The organism is Streptomyces sp. NPDC054757, assembly GCF_053612185.1.
Map to the genome: position 1 here is coordinate 166,563 of NZ_JBSHBW010000004.1, position 17,901 is coordinate 184,463.

15 protein-coding genes and 2 pseudogenes are annotated in these 17,901 nt (G+C 71.6%); 6 read left to right on the forward strand and 11 right to left on the reverse strand.

Translation table 11 applies throughout. The features are described from left to right. Window positions 1-80: 80 nt before the first annotated feature. The 3 genes and pseudogenes from ACWGKJ_RS07755 to ACWGKJ_RS07765 form a co-directional block, all read left to right on the forward strand. Window positions 81-493: pseudogene (locus ACWGKJ_RS07755) on the forward strand (GNAT family N-acetyltransferase); the annotation flags it as partial. 335 nt (window positions 494-828) lie between these two features. Next, window positions 829-1,347, forward strand: a complete 519-nt coding sequence (locus ACWGKJ_RS07760; RefSeq protein ID WP_385024757.1) for a hypothetical protein — start codon at window positions 829-831, stop codon at window positions 1,345-1,347. Then, window positions 1,334-1,693 carry a winged helix-turn-helix domain-containing protein gene (locus ACWGKJ_RS07765; RefSeq protein ID WP_385024755.1) on the forward strand — a complete coding sequence of 120 codons (360 nt, stop codon included), beginning with the start codon at window positions 1,334-1,336 and terminating at the stop codon, window positions 1,691-1,693. Before ACWGKJ_RS07760 ends, ACWGKJ_RS07765 begins: the two co-directional genes overlap by 14 nt. 54 nt (window positions 1,694-1,747) lie before the next feature. On the opposite strand, the gene ACWGKJ_RS07770 is transcribed toward ACWGKJ_RS07765, so the two are convergent. The 3 genes from ACWGKJ_RS07770 to ACWGKJ_RS07780 form a co-directional block, all read right to left on the reverse strand. After that, complete coding sequence (locus ACWGKJ_RS07770; protein WP_385024753.1) at window positions 1,748-2,638, reverse strand: siderophore-interacting protein; 891 nt, start codon at window positions 2,636-2,638, stop codon at window positions 1,748-1,750. 72 nt (window positions 2,639-2,710) lie between these two features. Next, complete coding sequence (locus tag ACWGKJ_RS07775; RefSeq protein ID WP_385024751.1) at window positions 2,711-4,678, reverse strand: alpha-L-fucosidase; 1,968 nt, start codon at window positions 4,676-4,678, stop codon at window positions 2,711-2,713. A 230-nt stretch (window positions 4,679-4,908) separates the two neighbouring features. Continuing rightward, on the reverse strand, window positions 4,909-6,777 hold the full coding sequence (locus ACWGKJ_RS07780) for a chloride channel protein (RefSeq protein WP_385024749.1): 1,869 nt from the start codon (window positions 6,775-6,777) through the stop codon (window positions 4,909-4,911). Window positions 6,778-7,527: 750 nt separating this feature from the next. Here ACWGKJ_RS07780 and ACWGKJ_RS07785 point away from each other — a divergent pair. Beyond that, window positions 7,528-8,025, forward strand: coding sequence for a MarR family winged helix-turn-helix transcriptional regulator (locus ACWGKJ_RS07785; protein ID WP_385024844.1), 498 nt, complete (start codon window positions 7,528-7,530; stop codon window positions 8,023-8,025). 51 nt (window positions 8,026-8,076) lie between these two features. On the opposite strand, the gene ACWGKJ_RS07790 is transcribed toward ACWGKJ_RS07785, so the two are convergent. The 3 genes from ACWGKJ_RS07790 to ACWGKJ_RS07800 all read right to left on the reverse strand — a co-directional run bounded on the left by ACWGKJ_RS07790 (window position 8,077) and on the right by ACWGKJ_RS07800 (window position 12,288). Continuing rightward, complete coding sequence (locus ACWGKJ_RS07790) at window positions 8,077-9,858, reverse strand: hypothetical protein (RefSeq protein WP_385024747.1); 1,782 nt, start codon at window positions 9,856-9,858, stop codon at window positions 8,077-8,079. A 269-nt stretch (window positions 9,859-10,127) separates the two neighbouring features. Beyond that, window positions 10,128-11,552, reverse strand: coding sequence for an NAD(P)/FAD-dependent oxidoreductase (locus ACWGKJ_RS07795; protein ID WP_385024745.1), 1,425 nt, complete (start codon window positions 11,550-11,552; stop codon window positions 10,128-10,130). Between the two features lie 46 nt (window positions 11,553-11,598). Then, a complete protein-coding gene (locus tag ACWGKJ_RS07800) occupies window positions 11,599-12,288 on the reverse strand; it encodes a rhomboid-like protein (RefSeq protein WP_385024743.1) in 690 nt (229 codons plus the stop codon). A 138-nt stretch (window positions 12,289-12,426) separates the two neighbouring features. Between ACWGKJ_RS07800 and ACWGKJ_RS07805 the strand changes: the two genes are divergently transcribed. Both ACWGKJ_RS07805 and ACWGKJ_RS07810 read left to right on the forward strand, forming a co-directional pair. Then, window positions 12,427-13,374, forward strand: a complete 948-nt coding sequence (locus ACWGKJ_RS07805; RefSeq protein WP_385024741.1) for an aminoglycoside phosphotransferase family protein — start codon at window positions 12,427-12,429, stop codon at window positions 13,372-13,374. 9 nt (window positions 13,375-13,383) lie between these two features. Next, entirely contained in the window at window positions 13,384-13,863 is a 480-nt protein-coding gene (locus ACWGKJ_RS07810) for a GNAT family N-acetyltransferase (RefSeq protein WP_385024739.1), read from the forward strand. A 113-nt stretch (window positions 13,864-13,976) separates the two neighbouring features. On the opposite strand, the gene ACWGKJ_RS07815 is transcribed toward ACWGKJ_RS07810, so the two are convergent. The 5 genes and pseudogenes from ACWGKJ_RS07815 to ACWGKJ_RS07835 all read right to left on the reverse strand — a co-directional run bounded on the left by ACWGKJ_RS07815 (window position 13,977) and on the right by ACWGKJ_RS07835 (window position 17,525). Continuing rightward, entirely contained in the window at window positions 13,977-14,453 is a 477-nt protein-coding gene (locus tag ACWGKJ_RS07815; RefSeq protein ID WP_385024737.1) for a hypothetical protein, read from the reverse strand. Between the two features lie 83 nt (window positions 14,454-14,536). After that, on the reverse strand, window positions 14,537-15,124 hold the full coding sequence (locus ACWGKJ_RS07820; protein ID WP_385024735.1) for an SMI1/KNR4 family protein: 588 nt from the start codon (window positions 15,122-15,124) through the stop codon (window positions 14,537-14,539). A gap of 49 nt (window positions 15,125-15,173) precedes the next feature. Further along, window positions 15,174-15,341: pseudogene (locus tag ACWGKJ_RS07825) on the reverse strand (ISL3 family transposase); the annotation flags it as partial. 9 nt (window positions 15,342-15,350) lie between these two features. Continuing rightward, entirely contained in the window at window positions 15,351-15,875 is a 525-nt protein-coding gene (locus tag ACWGKJ_RS07830) for a DUF6879 family protein (RefSeq protein WP_385024733.1), read from the reverse strand. Window positions 15,876-16,106: 231 nt separating this feature from the next. Then, window positions 16,107-17,525: a threonine/serine exporter family protein gene (locus tag ACWGKJ_RS07835; RefSeq protein WP_385024731.1), complete on the reverse strand. Its 1,419-nt coding sequence runs from the start codon at window positions 17,523-17,525 to the stop codon at window positions 16,107-16,109. Between the last annotated feature and the right edge of the window lie 376 nt (window positions 17,526-17,901).

Consider the following 17,901-nt stretch of genomic DNA (forward strand, 5'->3'; position numbering starts at 1 on the left):
GGGGGCAGCGCCGGGATGGATCAGCAGGTGCTGGGGGCGGTCCTAACGGCGAAACGGTCCGCGAGCCAGGGGATGCCTTGTCCGACCTCGTCGACACCCTGCGTGCCGACTCCTCCTGGATCGAGGGCCTGTCCCTGGTCTCCACCGACGAGCACGGCAAGATCGTCGGCCACGCGCTGCTGACCCGCTGCCACATCGGCGACACCCCGGCCCTGTGCCTGGCCCCGTGCGCCGTACTCCCCGAGTACCAGAACAGCGGCGCCGGCTCGGCCGCCATCCGCGCCGCCCTCAAGGCCGCCAAGGACCAGGGCGAGCACTACGTCACCGTCATGGGGCACACCCGGCGTACTACCCCCGCTTCGGCTTCACCCGCGCCTCCACCCACGGCATCGACCTGACGATCGACGTCCCGGACGAGGCCATGATGGTCATGACCCTCGACCCGGCACACCCGCTGCCCAGCGGCACCATCCGCTACGCCAGCCCTTCGGGATCTGACACACCCTCGCTCCGCGAGGGAGGGGCACGCCTGCTCCTCCCTCGCGGTCCAGGGCATCCACGATCTGCCGGGTCCGGGGCCCGGCCTTCCACGTCGGCTTCGCCCGCTTCTGCAAATGGCCGAACAGCTCGCCCGCCGTCGTCGGCGTCATCGGCGCCCCGAACGGATCGCGGAACAGGTTCACCGGCAGGAAGTCGCTGCCCTCAGCCCATGAAGTCGCGCTTGGCGTCCTCCATGTCCTGGGCTTCTCCCACTTGACGCCGACTCTCTCAGGAAACTACTTTCCTTACAGGAAACGAGTTCTGGTCAGGAAACCCAAGGAGGACGTCATGACCCGACACCCCACACCGGAAGAGGCATCCCGTGCCCTTCAGGACGTCCAGCGGCGACGGGAGGAGGCGGTGGGCTCGGTGCAGGAGTCGCGCTGGGTGGCCGTTCTCTTCGGGCTCGCCGTCTTCGCGCTGCTCGCGGCGCCCGACTTCTTCGGTTCGGGCGTGGAGTCCGTGGTGAACATCGCCTTCGCCGCCCTCGCCGTCGCCTATGCGGCGCTGCTGCGGAGCAGGTGGGGCTCCGCCCTGCTGGGGCGGCGGACCAGGGTGCGGCGGGACGCGATCTCGCCCCGGTTCGCGCTGTGGAGCCGGGTGATCATCCTGGCGGTGGTGGTCATCGGGGCCGTCGCCGCCTTCGTACCGCACTCCGGGCTCTCCTTCCCGTATGCGCGGACGGTCGTCGGCGCCGTGCTCGGCGCGGTCCTGATCCTCTTCGGGGGCCGTCTCCAGCAGGGGCTGTCCTCCCTCGCCGCGGGCGGGGAGCGCGGACGAGCCGGGGCGCCCGATGGATCGTCCTGACTTCGACCCGGTGCTGCTCGAACCCACCCGTCTGTCGATCGTCTCGCTGCTCGCCGGTACGGAGTGGGCGGAGTTCGGCTGGGTGCGGGAGACGGCGGGGCTGTCGGCGTCGGCGCTGTCCAAGCAGGTGGGCACGTTGTCCTCGCACGGTTACGTGGAGGTGCGCAAGGGCTACGTGGGCAAGCGCCCCCGTACCTGGGTGAACCTCAGCGCCGCGGGCCGCGAAGCCCTGGAGCGTCAGGTCGCGGCGCTGCAGCGGATCGTCGACGACTCCCGGGCGGACGGTTCCGGAGCGGGTGGCCGGGAGACCGGGCCGGATGAGCGTGGCGGGCAGCCGGCCCGGTGAAGCTCACCGGGGCCGGCCCGTCGGCCGATGGCTTTTCCCGTCACCGTGCTTGATTCACCGCGCCGCGCGCCCCCGGGACTCCGCGGAGATGCGGTAGTAGTCCTCGTCCCGGTCGTTGTCGCTGCGGTCGTGGTAGATGTCCTCGGCCAGGCCGCGCTTCCAGTAGCCGATGGCCAGGTGCTGACGGTGACTCAGGCCGTGCTCGCGGCGGAGCCAGGAGCGGACCTCGCGGACCTGGGCGGACTCGCCCGCGACCCAGGCGAACACCCGGTCGTGGTCCGGCCAGTCCGCGCCCCGTACCGCGTCCGCCATTCCGTTCCGTCCGTCCGCCTCCTCCGGGGGCAGCCAGTGCACCCGTACCCCGGCGGGAGCGAGCAGCTCCTGCCGTTCGGTGTCGCCGGGGACCGAGACGAAGACCTCTCCCCGGGCGTCGGCGGGGAGTTCGGGCAGCAGCTTGGCCACGGCCGGGAGCGCGCAGTGGTCCCCCACGATCAGGTACCAGTCGGCCGGCTGCGGGCTGACTCCGCCCACGCCCAGCACCCCGAGCACGTCCCCGGCGACCGCGCGCTCCGCCCAGCGGGCGGCCGGGCCCTCGCCGTGCAGCAGGAAGTCGATGTCCAGTTCGCCGGCCGCCGCGTCGAAGCGCCGGACGCTGAAGGTGCGCTTCACCGGTCCCGGCTGCCCGGGTCCTGAGGCGGGGGCGGAGTCGGGCCACTCCCAGTGCGGGGAGTTGCCCGGTGGCACCAGGAGCTTGATGTTCGGTCCCTCGTGGTAGCGGGCCAGGTCGGGCCCGCCCAGGGTCACGCGCCGCATCATCGGGGTCACATCGGATGAGCGCACCACCGAGAGCACACCCGGGCCGTGGCCGTGTCGTCCACCGGCCACCGGGTGCGGGCTCCCGGCCTGGCTCGTCCCTGTCGGAGAGTTCTTCTCTGATATCGGCATGCAGTTATGCTAAGGGTAGCCTTACCTTGGCGTCCCCCTCCGGGCCGTCCCCCTCCCGTCCTCCCCTCTGCCTCACTCCGGTGGCACGTTCAGATGGAGTGACGCCGACGCGAGGCGCGGGGTGGCGCGGGACTGGAGGATTCTGACGCGGATGCCGTCCGAGGTCACCGGCTCGGGCAGGGACAGGATCCGGGCGTAACCGATCGTCGTGCCGGCCGTGGTCTGCTGCCAGGCGGTGCCGGTCCAGATGTCGACCGCGAACCGTTCCACCTGCTGGCCCCTGGTGATGTCCTCGCCGAGCCGGACGCGGTCGAAGGTCCTGGCCGTGGAGAGCCGTACGGTGACGGCGCCCGTGGTGGCCCCGTGCGAGGGCGACCAGGCGGTGGTGAGCCGGCCGTCGGTGAGAGTGCGCAGGACCGGATCGCGGCGGCCCCGGCCCGCCGTGAGCAGAGGGGTGCGGCCGGGTCCCGACGTGAGCAGGTTGCGGCCGTACGTCGCGGTGACAGAGTCGCCGAACGCGGTGAGCGAGGCCACGTCGGGTGCGGCGATGCGGCCGTCCCGGCCCGGCGGGACGTTCAGCAGCAGTACGGCGTTGCGGCCCACCGACTCCTCGTAGATCGTGAGGAGTTGCTGCGGGGTCTTGGGCTTCTCGTCGGCGTGGAAGAACCAGCCGGGCCGCAGCGAGACATCCGCCTCGGCGGGGAACCACTGGAGGTACTCGACCCCGGGCGCGGTGATCTTGTCGCGGGAGCCGATGTCGGCGGCACTCGCGCCGTCCGGGAGCAGCCCTTCGCCGTGTGCGGTCGCGGGGTCGGCGGTGGCGGGCGTGACGCTCCACTCGGTGGTGCGGCCCACCCCGTTCTCGTTGCCGATCCAGCGGGTGCCCTGCGGTCCCGCGAAGGTGACGGTGTCGGGGGAGAGTGCGTGGATGAGCCTGAACCAGGCGGTGAAGTCGTACTTCTCGGTGATCCCCGCGTCGGTCCAGGGGTTGGCGCCGTCGAGCCACAACTCGTCGATGGGGCCGTACTGCGTGAAGAGTTCGTAGAGCTGGTTCAGGTAGTACGCGTTGTAGTCGTCGGCCCGCACCGTGAAGGACGGGATGCGGTGCGCGGCGAGCGCGTCCGCCCGGTCGTCGCCGGGGACCAGGGTCGGGATCGTACGGCGGACGACCGGGCTTCCGCTGCCGTAACGGCCCTGGCCGCCGGGGGCGCGGTCGCCGTCGTCGACGGTGGCCTGCTCCTCGATGCTGAGCGACTGGCCCGACGCCTGCTTCGCGCGGATCTCCTCGACGTACCGGGCGTGCCAGGCGTGCGGCTGCTCGGAGCCGTCGGCGGGGGAGAGATAGACGCCCACCCTGAGACCGGCCCGGCGGGCGGCCTTGAGATAGGTGCCGAGGACGTCGCCCAGGGGGTTGCGGCAGCCGGCGTTCCGGGCCCGCCAGTAGGCGGCCGGATCGTCGGAGCGGCGCTTCTCGGCCTGGGCCCGGGCCTTGGCGGTGGCGTCGCGTTCGGCGGCGGAGCAGCCCCGGGTGCGGATCCACCAAGGGCTCGCGATCACCGAGTGGTTGGTGTAGCGGGTCGGGTAGAGGACGAAGCCGTCGTGGTGTTTGGCCGTGAACATCACCTGGCGGGCGCCGGCCGCCCGGTAGGCGCGCATCCACTGGTCGGCGTCCATCCCCGACGGGTCGAAGGTCGCCTCGTCCTCGGCGCCCGAGCCCCACTCGCGGTCGGTGAAGGTGTTCATGCCAAAGTGCGTGAAGGCGGTCACCTCCCGCTGCTGCCAGGCGACTTGGGAGGGCCGGGGGACGACATGGGCCGCCTTGCGCACGATGGTGTCCGGGGTGTCGGACGCGCTGACCGCGATCTGCGAGGCGGGAGGGATACGCGCGGGATTAATCCGACCTTTCCCGAGTGCGTCAGTGCTGGTGCCGCCCTGCGCGGGGGAGGCGGCCGCGGGTGCGGCGGGCAGGAGCGGCAGGGATGCCACGCCTGCCCCTATGGCCAGTACGGATCGTCGCCCGAAAGGCGTTCCCGTTCCCATGAGTGCTCCTTCGGTCCTTGGGCGCAGCGGATGCAGGGGACAGGGAGGGGAATGAATGACCCAGAATGGTCTAGACATCCAATGTCTGTCCCTCGGGCAGCAGTCTGCTGTGCGTCCGGGGCGCTGACAAGAGGCCGTACGCGAACAGCGCCGTGCGGTGGCCGGTACGCGCATCGGCCGCCCCGCCGTGCGATCCGGGCCGGGCCGGTCCTGGCCCGGCCCGGCCGCCGCTATCCGTCCTGCCGCTGGAGCACGCCCTGCTGGAACCTGCGCGGTACGAGGCTGAGGAAGCGCTCGGCGTGCTGCTCCTCATGCAGGTCTATCCGGCGGGCTTCGAGCAACTGCCGCAGGCTGAGCAGCCCTTCGAGCCGGTCCGGATCGTCCCGGCCGACGATCACCACCCGGGTGACGTGGTGCGCCGCCATACGGTTGGCGAGGGTGCGCAGGGTCTCGTCGGGGTACGCGGTCACCGCGGGCCTGGCGAGTTCGCCGAGCGGGGTGGGGTCGTCAGGGGCGCTGAACAGGAAGTCGGAGCGGGTGACGACACCGGCCAGATGTCCCGCCGGGTCCATCACGGGGTAGAGCCGCTGGGCGAGGAAGCCGTCGACGTCATGGCTGCCGTGCGGAGCGGCCAGCTCCCGCTTGATGTCGGCCACCGTCTCGTCGGTGCGGAACGTCGCGGTGATGGGGGATTCGAGCTGCCGTACGAGATGGACCTCCAGCGGGTCCACCGAGTACTCCCGGGTGAGGTGCAGACCCCGGCGGGCGAGCTTCTCGGTGAGGACCGAGCGCTTGAGGATGATCACCGAGAGGAGGTAGGCGGAGGACGCGGTGATCACCATGGGGAGCAGGGCGTTCATCTCATGGGTCAGTTCGAGGCAGAAGACGATGCCGGTCAGCGGGGAGCGCATGACTCCGCCGAGTACCCCGGCCAGCGAGACCAGGGCCCAGAAGCCGGGGCTCACGGCCGGGAAGACCAGCCCCTCGGCCGCGCCGAGCGCCCCGCCGATCATGAACATCGGGGCGAGTACGCCGCCCGAGGTCCCCGAGCCCAGCGAGAGGCCCCAGATCAGGGTCTTGACCACCAGGATGCCGATGATCAGCCCCACGGTGGCCCGGCCGGTGAGGAGCTGGTCGATGACGTCGTACCCGACGCCCAGCGCGCGGGGCTCGAAGAGCCCGCCGACGCCGATGATCAGGCCGCCGATGGCCGGCCACCACATCCAGTGCAGCGGCAGCTTGGCGAACATGTCCTCCGAGAAGTACACCAGCGCTGTCGCGCCGAGTGCGAGCAGCCCGGCGCCGATCCCGGAGACCAGACACAGCCCGTATGCGGAGAGCGGCAGCCGGTCCGGGACATGGGCGCCGGCGAAGAGCGGGGCGGTGCCCAGGATCGGACCGCGGACCAGCGTCGCGGTGACCGCGGCGACCGCCACGGGGATGTACGAGCGGGGGCGCCACTCGAAGAGCAGCAGCTCGACGGCGAGCAGGATCGCGGCCAGCGGGGAGTTGAAGGTGGCCGCCATACCGGCGGCGGAGCCCGCGACCAGCAGGGTCTTGCGTTCGTCGGTGGTGACATGGAGGAACTGGGCGAGTATCGAACCGACCGCCCCGCCGGTCATGATGATCGGTCCCTCGGCGCCGAACGGCCCGCCGGTGCCGATACCGATGGCCGACGAGACGGGCTTGAGCACCGCCAGCCTGGGCTGCACCTTGCTGGCGCCGAACAGGATCGACTCGATGGCCTCCGGCATTCCGTGGCCGCGGATCTTCTCCGATCCGTACCGGGCCATCAGGCCGATGACCAGCCCGCCCACGACGGGCATGAAGAGGATCAGCCACCAGTGCGAGGTGGAGCCAGGGGTGGTGGCGCCGAAGGCGAACCGGCCGTGGAAGCAGAGGTTGGTGAAGAGCTCGATCAGCTTCAGCAGCCCCACGGCCACGAGCGCCGCGGCGGCGCCGACCGGCAGGGCGAGTACGGCGATCAGCGCGACCCGGGGCGGGACACGGAAGTCCGCCAGGCTCTTCACCTTCTGTGGGGGAGGGGCGAGCCGGCCGGGGGTGTGTGCGGGGTCCGGGGCAGGGGGGTGCGGAATCACGGGTTCTCCTCCGTCGGTGGTGCAGGCAGGGGCAGAGCCGTCGCGGGCACACGGAAGAAGGCCACCGGTCCACCGCGACGGGGCGGGTGCCGGTGTCCTGCGTACCGAGTGGGTTCACGCGCGGGCGTGGGGCCTTCCGGGCGGAAGACCCTGAGGGCGTCATTGCCCAGGGAGCTGCCGGTGCCCTGTGCGGAGGGCGGCAGTACGGGTGGGGCGGTCCGTGGCGCGCGAGGTGTCGGGTACGGATGCCCGGATACTGGTGAGGTACGGATCAGCGGTGTGTCGAGCGGGGTGCCTGAGCGGCACGTCCGAGCGGTGCGTGGTGCGCGGGACCGAGACTATCATTGCAGACTGCAATGATGGGCGCGGTCCGATGAACGCGCCCGCTGGTCAGTCTGACGAACGGCCTGACGAAGGGTCTGCCGAAGGGCCTGACGAACGGCCTGCCGAACAGCCTGATGTACGGCCTGATGAGCAGCCGGGGTGGACCCCGGCCGACAGGACCGCCCGGGTGGACAGCCCGGCGGCCGGAAACGGTGGACGGACCGCATGACGGGCGAGCAGACGGCTGCGGGCAGCCGCGCCGGGGACGCGACCGGGGGCATGGCCGAGGACGCGGCCGGAGGCATGTCGGGGGGCGTGGCCGGTGACGTGTCCGGGGGTGCGGCCGGAGACGTGTCCGCGGGTGTGGCGGGGAACGGAGCCAGGGGCGCGGCCGGGGACGAGACCGACGAGGTCACCGCAGCCGTGATGGCCGCCGCGCGGCTGCTCGTCGGGCTCTCGGCGCGTGCCCTCGCCGAGGTCGGCAGCGCGCTGACCCTTCCGCAGCTGCGGACCCTGGTGGTGCTCGACTCCAGCGGGCCGGTGAAGCTGGCGGCGCTCGCGGCCGTCCTGGAGGTCAACGCGTCGACGGCGATGCGGATGGTGGACCGGCTGGAGGCGGGCGGGCTGGTCGACCGCAAGGCCAACCCGGCCAACCGGCGGGAGGTCGTGCTGCGGACCACCGACGAGGGCGCGGCGCTGGTCGCCACGGTCCTTGAGCACCGCCACCGCGAAGTCGCCGCGCTGGTGGGCCGGCTGCCGGTGGACGTACGCTCCGGGCTGGTCGTGGGGCTCAGGGCGCTCACCCTCGCCGCCGAGAACCCGGACCCGGACCAGGACCCGGGCCAGAACCCGGACCCTGAGTCCGGCGGGCGGCCTGCCATGCCGGACGCCCGGGACGTTCTCACGGGCGGCACCGGGTTCTGAGCCGGCGCCGCCCCTGGCCGGTGGATCACATACGTACGGGACCGGGCCGGTTCAGGACGTATAGCCCGAACCGGTGCCCTGGACCACGTACGCGCACTCCGTGTACGTGTAACCCGGCTGGATCCTGGCCGTGTTGCTGCCCGATGTGGTGGTCGAGCTGTTCAGGGACTTGTGCAGGAAGTACGAGGTGCCGGGCGGCAGGGAGATGGTCCGCTCCGGGTAGCTCCTGCCGCCCTTGCAGGCGTTCGTCTGCGCCGATGCGCTGCTGGAGTACGCCGAACAGCCCTTGCACGCCTTGAGGGTGAAGCTGCCGGTGACCGGGCCGGTGTAGAGGATCTCGACCTCGTCCGGGCTGTCGTTGCTGATCGTCACCGGGATGCTGCCGCCGGACGCCATCGACGGCAGCCGCTTGCCCGCCCCCGGCTCGCTCTGCGCGATCTCCGCGGCGATGGCGGTCTTCTGGGCGCGGGCGCGGTTCCGGTCGCCGCGGTAGGCGCTCGCGAAGTCGGTCAGCGTCTTCAGCGCTCCGCCGAAGTCGCCCTTCCGGTACTGGTCGAGACCGCAGATGTACGTACCCGCCTGGACCTTCCGGCCCGCGGTCGCCGCGTCCTCGCGCAGCGCGTCCGTCAGCGCCGCGTCCACGCCCGCCTCCTTGCCCGGCAGGCCGACGGCCTGTCCCTGGAGGTTCTTCAGACGGTCGTTGGCCGCGCACGGCGCGGACCCCTTCAGCTCGCCCGCGGCCTTGTCGATCGCGGAGCTGACGGCCGGTTCGACCTTCGCGGCCTGCCGGGACGCGGGGAAGGCCGTGAGCAGCTGCCCGAGGCTCCCGGTCGGTGACACGACGTCCTTCCCGGTGCCGAGGCCGGTCACCCCGCACTCGTACAGCGAGGTGGCGAGCTTGTCGTCGGGCCATCCGGCCAGTGCGCCCAGCTGCTTCCTGCCGTAGGTCCCGGGCACCGTCCGCAGATAGGCGAGCGGTTCGACGGCGGCGCAGTACTTCTTCTCGCGGAACGGGGTGGCTACCGTCTCGTAGTACGTGTGCAGCGACGCCGGGACGCGGCGGGCGGCGCGGGAGCCCGGGTGGTGGACGCCGAGGTCGTGGTACGCGGCCAGGGCCTTGCCGTAGGACACCCGGGCCACCGGGAAGTCCTCGCTCTTCGCTTGGGTGACCAGCCGGTCCGCGTCGGCGAGCCGGTCGAGGAGCAGCTGCTGGGCGGCCTCGTCGCGCGCCCCTTCGTACAGCACGGCACCGCCGACCGGTGCGGCCAGCAGCACCAGGCCGAGCGCGAGTGCGACGGGCGACCGCGGCGGCCGGATGATGTGGTGCCGCAGAGCGCGGTACGCGCCGTGGGCCGCGGCCAGGACCAGCACGCCGAGGTACGCGACGAGTACGCCGGCGGGCACACCGTCCGGGTCCGCGGGCAGGGCGAGCACCAGCAGCGCACCGGTCGCCGCCCAGCACACAGCGAGGGCGGGCCACCGCCTGAGCAGCAGATAACCGAGGCCCAGCCCGCTGAGGTTGAGCAGCGCCACGGCCGCGGCCCGCATCGGGTCCGCCGGGGCGGGCGGGGTGGGAGGCGTGGGCGGGACGGCCGGCATCGGGGGAGCGGCGGGCGGCGGCGGGCCGAATCCACCGGGTTCGGTGGGGTTGCTGGGGCCGCTGTCACTGCCGTAACCGCTGTGAACGCTGTGACCTTCCAGGCCGCCGTAACCGCTCGGCCCGCCGGACGCCCCCAGCACCTCGGGCGGCCCGAACCCGGCCGATGAGTCCGGACCGGCAGCGCCCCCCTCCACGTCCCCGACACCACCGACTCTCATGCCGTCAGGGCCCATTGGCGCGCTCCCTCTCGCCGCCTCACCCTGCCGGTCCCCGCCCCGCCGGTCCCCGGACATACCGCATCCCCCCGGTAAGCGGTCCCGGGCACCGAGACGCCCGGGACCGTCACTGCACTGCTGTGCCTGCTCTGTGCCTGCTCTGTGTCTACCACGCGTGAGCCGACCGTGAACTCCCGATTACCTTCCGTACCGGGGGACTTGCGGGGGGACGGGGCTGGGCTGGGCGGGGCGGGGCGGGGCTTGCGGAAGACGCGGCAAGCAGGCCCTCAGCGCCCCGCGATCCGGTCCGCCAGCATGGCGATCCGGTCGGTCGCCGTGCTGCGGGCGGTCAGTTCGCGGGCGTCCGCCGCCCGGTACGCCCGGTACATCCCGTGCACGCCCAGCCAGCGCAGCGGCTCTGGCTCCCAGTTGCGGACCTTGTGGTTCACCCAGGGCAGCGTGGTCAGGTCGGTAGGCCCGGACTGGCCGGAGTCCTGCTGGATCAGGTCACGCAGCGTACGGGCGGCCAGATTGGCGGTGGCCACACCTGAACCGACGTACCCGCCCGCCCAGCCGAGGCCCGTCGACCGGTCCAGGGTGACGGTCGCGCACCAGTCGCGCGGGACGCCGAGCACCCCCGACCAGGCGTGGTCGATCCGTACGCCCGCCGTGGCCGGAAAGAAGCGGACCAGGATCTCGCGCAGCGCTTCGATGGTGGCGGGCTCGGTGCGCCCGGCGCGGTCGGAGCGGGCGGCGCGCGAGCCGTAGCGGTACGGGACACCGCGTCCGCCGAGCGCGATCCGGCCGTCGGCGGTGCGCTGCGCGTACATGTACGCGTGCGCCATGTCGCCCAGCGTCTCGCCGCCCTCCCAGCCGATGGTGTCCCAGACGGACTGCGGCAGCGGCTCGGTGGCGATCATCGAGGAGTTCATCGGGAGCCAGCTGCGCCGGGCGCCCTTGATACCGGCCGTGTATCCCTCGGTGCAGCGCAGGATGTAGGGCGCGCGGACCGTTCCGTACGGGGTGACCGCGTGCTTGGGCCTGATCTCGGTGACCGGGGTCGACTCGTGGAGGGTGACGCCGAGTGCCTCGACGGTCTCGGCCAGGCCCTGGACCAGTTTCGCCGGGTGCAGCCGCGCGCCGTGCGGGGTCCAGGTCGAGCCGATGGCCCCGGTGACCCGGATCCGCTCGGCGGTCTCGCGGGCGCCGTGCAGGGTGCGGTCGGTCTCGCCGAAGGCGGTCTCCGCCGCGTGGAAGTCCTTGAGCCGCCGCAACTGGGCCGGTGTGTGGGCGACTTCGAGTACGCCGCCCTGCTGGATGTCGGCGTCGATCGACTCGTCGGCCGCTGTCCTGACGACCTCCGCCACCGTGTCGTTCATGGCCTGCTGGAGACGGACGGCCGCTTCGTGGCCGTGCAGCTTCGCGTACCGGTCGCGGCCCGCGATGCCGTTGTAGAGCCAGCCGCCGTTGCGGCCGGACGCGCCGTACCCGCAGAACCGGGCTTCGAGCACGGTGATGTTGAGGAACGGGACGGCCTTCTTGAGGTAGTACGCCGTCCACAGCCCGGTGTACCCGCCGCCGACGATCACCACGTCGGTGCTCGCGTCGCCCGGCAGCGGCTCGCGGGCGAGAGGGGTGCCCCGGTCCGCGTACCAGAACGATATGCCGCCGTTGACGGTGCCGTTGACTGTGCCACTGACTGTGGAGCGCATGGGGACCTCTGCCTTCTGGACCGGTCCGCCGGGTCGGACCGCTTGATCAGGGCCGTTCGGTGTTCCGCCGGCGGTTGCCGGGAGCGTAGCGCCGCAGGAGGGGCAGCAGGTTCAGCGGGTTCCACGGGGCGGCGCCGATGTGCCGGGTCAGCGGGTAGCAGGCCAGCCCGATGAGGACCGAGGCGAAGTGGCCCAGGTCGGTGAAGGTGCGGTCGGTGAACAGCGGCAGGCCGGACCCCACGAGTACCCCGGCCAGATACACCCAGCGCCAGGGACGTGCGATCCGGTAGGTCAGTACGGCGATCACCCCGGCGAGCGCGTAACTCACGCCCACGTCCAGGGTGTTGACGGCCGATTCGGGGGCCCGGTGGTGGTGGATCGCCCAGAGCAGGGCGCCCTCGCTGATGAAGGAGGCGAGGACATGCGCGAGGGCGGCGACACAGAGCCAGCGGAGCGTGCCGAGCCAGCGTTCGGCCGGCGCGTGGAAGACGGTGTAGAGCACGGCGTACGAGATCCAGCCACCGCCGTCGATGTACATCGCGCTCTGGATCAGCACCCGGACGGGGTGGGTGGACAGTTCATGGATATTGGTGGAGCGCCTGCCGAGGTAGTGCCGCTCGAACCCGGGTGACATCTGGTGCAGCGCGATAGTGGTGAGGAAGAGGATGACCAGCCAGACGTAGGTGCCCGGGGCGCTGCGGATGTACGAGGCGACGGCGTGGCGGACGCGGTTCATGCGCCGATTCTGCTGCTTCGTCCCCGGTGGCGCGGGGGTCACCGCGCCGGGCGGGGGCGGTGGGCGGGGCCGGTACGCGGAGCCAGTGTGCGGGGCCGGGCCTGCCGATGCGCCGGGCCGAGGGAGAGGGAACGGGACGTGAGCGAACAGACGGGCGACGGCGTGGCGGCGGACGGCGGGCCGCGCTCCGTGGCGGACGGCGGCGGCGCGACGAGTGGCGGAGCGGCGGACACGCACCCCGTACCTGATGCGCACCCCGCAGCGGACCTGGCCCGGGAGTTCCTGGACAGGTGGGGGCTGCGGCAGGAGGGCCCGCCGATGCGGGGACGGGTCGCGGTCGTGCTGCCCGTGGTGCGTACGGCCGACGGAGCGCGGGCCGCACTGAAGCTGCAGGAGGTGGACGCGGAGACCGAGGGGGAGCCGGTCGCGCTGCGGGCCTGGGGCGGCCGGGGCGCCGTCCGGCTCCTCGACCACGACCCGGCGACCGGGACCATGCTCCTGGAACGGCTGGACGAGGGCAGGCCGCTGGCTTCGGTACCGGACGTCCTGGCGGCGACCGAGGTCATCGCGGGGCTGCTCGCCCGGCTGACCTCCGTACCCGCACCGGACGGGACGCGGCGGCTCGCCGACATCACGGCCCGGATGCTCGACCACGTACCGGAGGCCGCCGGCTCCCTGGCCGACGGAGCGGAACGGCGGTTGCTGGAGAGCTGCGCGGCAGCCGTACGGGAGGTGGCGGACGAACCGGGGGACCGGCTGCTCCACTGGGACCTGCATTTCGACAACGTCCTGGCGGCGGACCGCGAACCCTGGCTGGCGATCGACCCGAAGCCGCTCGCGGGCGACCCGGGCTTCGAGCTGCTGCCCGCCCTGTGGAACCGCTTCGGGGAGGGCCGGCTGCTGCGCCGGTTCGACCTGATGACCGATGCGCTGGGGATGGCGCGGGACCGGGAGCGGGCGCGCGCCTGGACCCTGGGACGCGTCCTGCAGAACAGCCTCTGGACGGTGGCGGAGGGCGCCCGCCGGCTGAGCCCCGAGATGACGGAGATCGCCCGGACCCTGCTGGCGCCGGGGGCCCTTGGTTAGTCTGCGCGCATGATTCGCAACGCCACACCCGCCGACGTCCCCGTCATCCACACGATGATCCGTGAGCTCGCGGAGTACGAGAAGGCCCTGGACGAAGCCCGCGCCACCGAGGCGCAGTTGCACGAGGCGCTGTTCGGCGAGCGCCCGGCGGCTTTCGCGTTCCTCGCGCAGACCCCGGAGGGCGAGACCGCCGGGTTCGCCCTGTGGTTCCTCAACTTCTCCACTTGGCGCGGGGTCCACGGGATCTACCTGGAGGACCTCTACGTACGCCCGGAACTACGCGGCGGCGGCTACGGCAAGGCCCTGCTGACCGAACTGGCGCGGACCTGCGTGGAGCGCGGGTACGAGCGGCTGGAGTGGTCGGTCCTGAACTGGAACGAGCCGTCGATCAACTTCTACGAGTCCCTGGGCGCCCGGCCGCAGGACGAGTGGACGGTCTACCGGCTGACTGACGGGGCACTGGCGGCGCTGGGCGGGCGGGTGGAATAGGCGGGGTGGAATAGGCAGGGTGGAGTAGGCGGGACCGGGCGAGGTGCGCGCGAGGCGAGGGCCCCGGCCGTCCGTCACGGGGGAGCGGGTAACCGGGGCCGGTCAGTGGGCGGTCACCCCATGACGGGAAGCGGATGGTCCGGGGACAGGAGCCACGGTGTGTGCTTGCCGGACTTGGCATCCACGGTCAGGCCCAGCCTCCCGAAGCCTGGCCGCCCCTGCTGGTTCCACCACAGGAACGCGGCCTCCACCTCATCCCACAACCGCCGGGGGCCGGACTGATAGACCGCGAACGTGCTCTGTTGTGGCACGTAATCGACTGTGGCCCAGGAGGAGACCGCCGTATCCCGAAGCCAGAGAGTGTACGAACCGTCGTGGTACTCCTCCGCCCACGGGAACATGCCGATGGTCTGGAGGCCGATAGCGAACATCTCCAGCCATCCGCCCACGGCTTCCGGGGACACGCGGGTGGCGCTCTGTCGGCCGTCTGCGGGCCAGGGCTTGCCACCCAGATAGTCCCGCGTGTGTTTACGCACCATGCGTTGCTGCCGAATGCGCATGAAGGCGGACGACCCCACGAACGGGCCCAAGGCTGTCCCGTCCTTCTGGACCGTGAGGCGGGCCACAGCGCCGCTTGGTTCTGGCTCAACTTCTGTGGAGTGGTCACGGAAAGTCAGATCTTCGAAGCGAGACGGTACCGATTTGGGTGGGCGTGGAGCCGAGGCGAGGCGAGTTCCAGTGCTCGGTTGTCCAGTCCGGCGGCCATGTGGTCGAGCCATCGTTCGTACCAGGCGAGAAAGTCCGGGGCTGAGGAGGCGTTCGGGCCCCAGAAGCCGTCGGCGTTGCCGATGAATATGCGCCCGGCGAGAGGGCCGGTTACGCCTATGAGGACGAGATCGCTGCAGCCACGTTCTATGACGTGCAGGAAGAGGTGACCGTCGCGTGTGGGGCGGTAGGCCCGGCTGAATCCTCTTGAACCGGTGCTGGCAGTTCTGGGGTTCATCGTGAAGAGGGTGCAGCTTCCCAGCGGGATCAGTCCGTAGTACGGGGACGCACCGCTGCCGCCCATGTTCGTGAGGAAGTCTCGATAAGGCTGTGGGAGTTCCACGTCATGCTCGGCTTCGAAGGCATCTGCCTGAGCCTTGGGCAGGCGGGGGCCGAGGTGAAATTCGTGCTGTTCTTCGCCGAATGAGTGGCTTCGGTTGGGTGTGTAGGGGATGCGTGCCAGTTTGCGTCGCAGCCGCGGGATGCGGGAGTCCATGCGAGTTCTTCTCTCGTGTCGCCCGTAATCTATCGCGGCGCGCAAGGGTTCATCCCGCGAGTAGGACTCGCTTCCGCAAGAGCTGGAAGCCGGCCCGGCTATACATCTGGCGCTTGAGCATCTTGATCCGGTTGACGTGGCCCTCGACGACGCCCGAGTTCCAAGGAGTGGAGAGCCCTGCGACCACTGCGGCCAGATCGCGTTCGAGGCCGTTGGCGAATGCTGGTCAGATCCGGTAATCCTCGTGCGGCGTCGCTCTTGCCCACACGTTCTCGAAAGCCTCACCGCAGAGCTTTGCCACGGCTGGCTCGTCGGTTACCTCGTCCCCCAGGTAAGTGCCCTCGCCTGAGAAATGTCCGAACCTGACGAGACGGCCGTCGAACAACCAAAAATCGTTGCCCGGCAGAGCGATGTCTGATGCCCGCTGTCGGGGCAACCACCTGATTTGTTCACCGGCCGCGATATTCGTGAAGGTCCCGTCATACAGGTAGCGGGTGTATTCGCTGACCGGTTCCGACACGATGCGGGAGCGTCGGATCTCCACGCCGCGTTCCACTGTCTCCGCAACCATGTCGAGCCATGGCCGCCACCACGATGCACGGTTGTCCGGGTCCGGCCTCCGGCCCGCCTTCCAGGCCGCGACGCGTGGGGCCTCGTCCGGGTCGTCGTAGTGGTCTCGCATCTCCAGGTGTACCGCTGACTCCCGGCATCCGGCCAGGAGTTCACTGAACGGAGGAGCGTTCCGCCACATCACAAGCCTCCCGAATGGCGGCCACCATGCGCATGGGCAGCCGCACTACCTCTTCGCTGTCAGGGACCGGACCGACCGCCAGGCAGTCGGCCCGCGTCGAGTCATCCGCTTTCCAGCCCTGCAACACAAGCTCCTGCTTACCCTCGTCCACCCGGACCGTGGGGCAGTTCGCCCCGTCGGTGTCCGGGTTTTTGGCTACGAACTTGAGGGGCCCGGGGGTGCGACAGGTGGTCAGCCCCGGCCCGAACCGTCCGGCACTCCCCGTACTCCTGCTCCGCCGGACGCCGTGTGGCGGTACCGCCACCACTGGCGCTCGGCCCCGGCCCCCACGATGGTCCCCAGTACGGTCCCCACGCCGATCGCGGCGACCGCCGTCACTGTCGTCAGCAGATAGCCGCCCGCCCCGGGGACCCCGAGCAGCAGTTGCAGCATGCCCCGGTACAGGTCCGGGCCCGGCAGGACGCCACCGGCGATGCCAGGGATGACCACCGCGCGGGCGGGGATGCCGGTGCGGGGCGCCGCGGCGGCGGCGACCGTGCCCATGGCCGCGGTGGCCAGGCCCGTCGCCAGGGGGGTGGACCAGTGCAGCGTGCTCGTTCCGGCGACCTTGACCGTTGCGCCCAGCAGCCCGGTCGCCATCCCCCACGGGACGAGGCGCGGACCGCCACCCATGAACACGGTGTTGCCGAGTGAACCGATACAGCTGGTCACCAGGGTGAGAACCACCGGAAGCGCGGTGAGCGAGGTGTGGCGCGCGTCGGTGTCCGCCCCCCTGAGCAGGAAGCCGGTGATCAGGATCCCGCTTACCAGGGCCGCGACGAAGGCGGCCAGGCCGACGGCGCGGACGGCGGCCATCGAGGGGAAGCCGTCGATGGCGTCCTCGGTGAGGGAGACGACGGACAGGATCGGAAGCATCAGGATGACGTTGGCCGCGACCACACTCGCCCCCTCCGGGCCGCTGAGCGCACCGGCGTCGATCAGTGTGATGACGGCCGCCATGACGCAGGCGGTGCGCAGGGTGGTCACGTAGAAGGACGGCAGGCCGCTGCGGCCCAGTGTCCAGCTGGCCCGTTCGGCGACCAGGAAGACCAGCGGTGACACACAGGCCGCCCGGACGGTGCCGGAAGCGAGCAGGCACAGCATCGCGGCCAGCAGGGCGCCTCCCGCCAGGCCGAACCACCAGGGCCAGCGGGAGCCGCCCGAGGTGAGGCGGCGCAGCGCAGGGGCGGCCTCGTCGCACCCCATCCGCGTCGCCGCGATCCGCGTGGTCAGGCGCTGCAGCGCCGCGAGCCGGTCGAGATCCCGGGTGTCCTCCGAGCCCAGGGCGAGGAACGCGACGGTGGGGCGCCGGCCGGGTGGGGCGTACTGGAGCTGGACCGACCGCCCGCCGATTCCCACCTCCAGGTACTGCATGCCCCAGGTCGCCGTGACAGCGATGACGGCCGTCTGGATGTCCCGGGTCCGGGCCCCGGCGTCGAACAGCGCCCGCGCCAGGCCGAGCGTGAACCGCAGCACGTCCGCGGCCTCCACGTCGCCGAACTCCCGGGGAGCCGGAAAGCGGACATCCTCGTAGGCGGTGCCGTACAGGCGGTCGAGCACGGTCGCGTCGTCCTGCCGCAGCCGGGCGAGGCGGGCCTGCCGCGCCCGCATGCGCGCCCTCCACCAGTGCAGCGACCGCCGCATCATCCCGCTCCCGCCGGTCCGGAGTGATCTCCGTCCAAGGATGGGGCCGCTACGGAATCGGCGCCGCCGGGCGGCGCCGATCAGTGGGCGAAGCGGCTGGGCGGCCGGGCGGCGGGCGCGGGGGTTCGGCGTGGGGGTCCGGGGTGGGGTGGGGGCCCGGGGTGGTGGCGATGGCCGTTACCGACCGGACGGATCCACCCGGAAGTCCGTTGCGTCTGGCTGTGTGACCGTGCCGGGAGCCTGTTGGTGCGGACCGCGCGACCGTGCTGGAAGTCTGTTGCGGCGCGCCGCGCGACCGCACTGCCGACCGGCCCGCACTGCCGACCGGGCCGGCCCGCACTGC

What these genes read in the sequence shown, in the direction of transcription:
- ACWGKJ_RS07760 (WP_385024757.1), top strand. Translation starts at nt 829, where the DNA reads ATGACCCGACACCCCACACCGGAAGAGGCATCCCGTGCCCTTCAGGAC.
- ACWGKJ_RS07765 (WP_385024755.1), top strand. Translation starts at nt 1,334, where the DNA reads ATGGATCGTCCTGACTTCGACCCGGTGCTGCTCGAACCCACCCGTCTG.
- ACWGKJ_RS07770 (WP_385024753.1), bottom strand. Translation starts at nt 2,638, where the DNA reads ATGCCGATATCAGAGAAGAACTCTCCGACAGGGACGAGCCAGGCCGGG.
- ACWGKJ_RS07775 (WP_385024751.1), bottom strand. Translation starts at nt 4,678, where the DNA reads ATGGGAACGGGAACGCCTTTCGGGCGACGATCCGTACTGGCCATAGGG.
- ACWGKJ_RS07785 (WP_385024844.1), top strand. Translation starts at nt 7,528, where the DNA reads ATGGCCGCCGCGCGGCTGCTCGTCGGGCTCTCGGCGCGTGCCCTCGCC.
- ACWGKJ_RS07790 (WP_385024747.1), bottom strand. Translation starts at nt 9,858, where the DNA reads ATGGGCCCTGACGGCATGAGAGTCGGTGGTGTCGGGGACGTGGAGGGG.
- ACWGKJ_RS07795 (WP_385024745.1), bottom strand. Translation starts at nt 11,552, where the DNA reads ATGCGCTCCACAGTCAGTGGCACAGTCAACGGCACCGTCAACGGCGGC.
- ACWGKJ_RS07800 (WP_385024743.1), bottom strand. Translation starts at nt 12,288, where the DNA reads ATGAACCGCGTCCGCCACGCCGTCGCCTCGTACATCCGCAGCGCCCCG.
- ACWGKJ_RS07810 (WP_385024739.1), top strand. Translation starts at nt 13,384, where the DNA reads ATGATTCGCAACGCCACACCCGCCGACGTCCCCGTCATCCACACGATG.
- ACWGKJ_RS07820 (WP_385024735.1), bottom strand. Translation starts at nt 15,124, where the DNA reads ATGGACTCCCGCATCCCGCGGCTGCGACGCAAACTGGCACGCATCCCC.
- ACWGKJ_RS07830 (WP_385024733.1), bottom strand. Translation starts at nt 15,875, where the DNA reads ATGTGGCGGAACGCTCCTCCGTTCAGTGAACTCCTGGCCGGATGCCGG.
- ACWGKJ_RS07835 (WP_385024731.1), bottom strand. Translation starts at nt 17,525, where the DNA reads ATGCGGGCGCGGCAGGCCCGCCTCGCCCGGCTGCGGCAGGACGACGCG.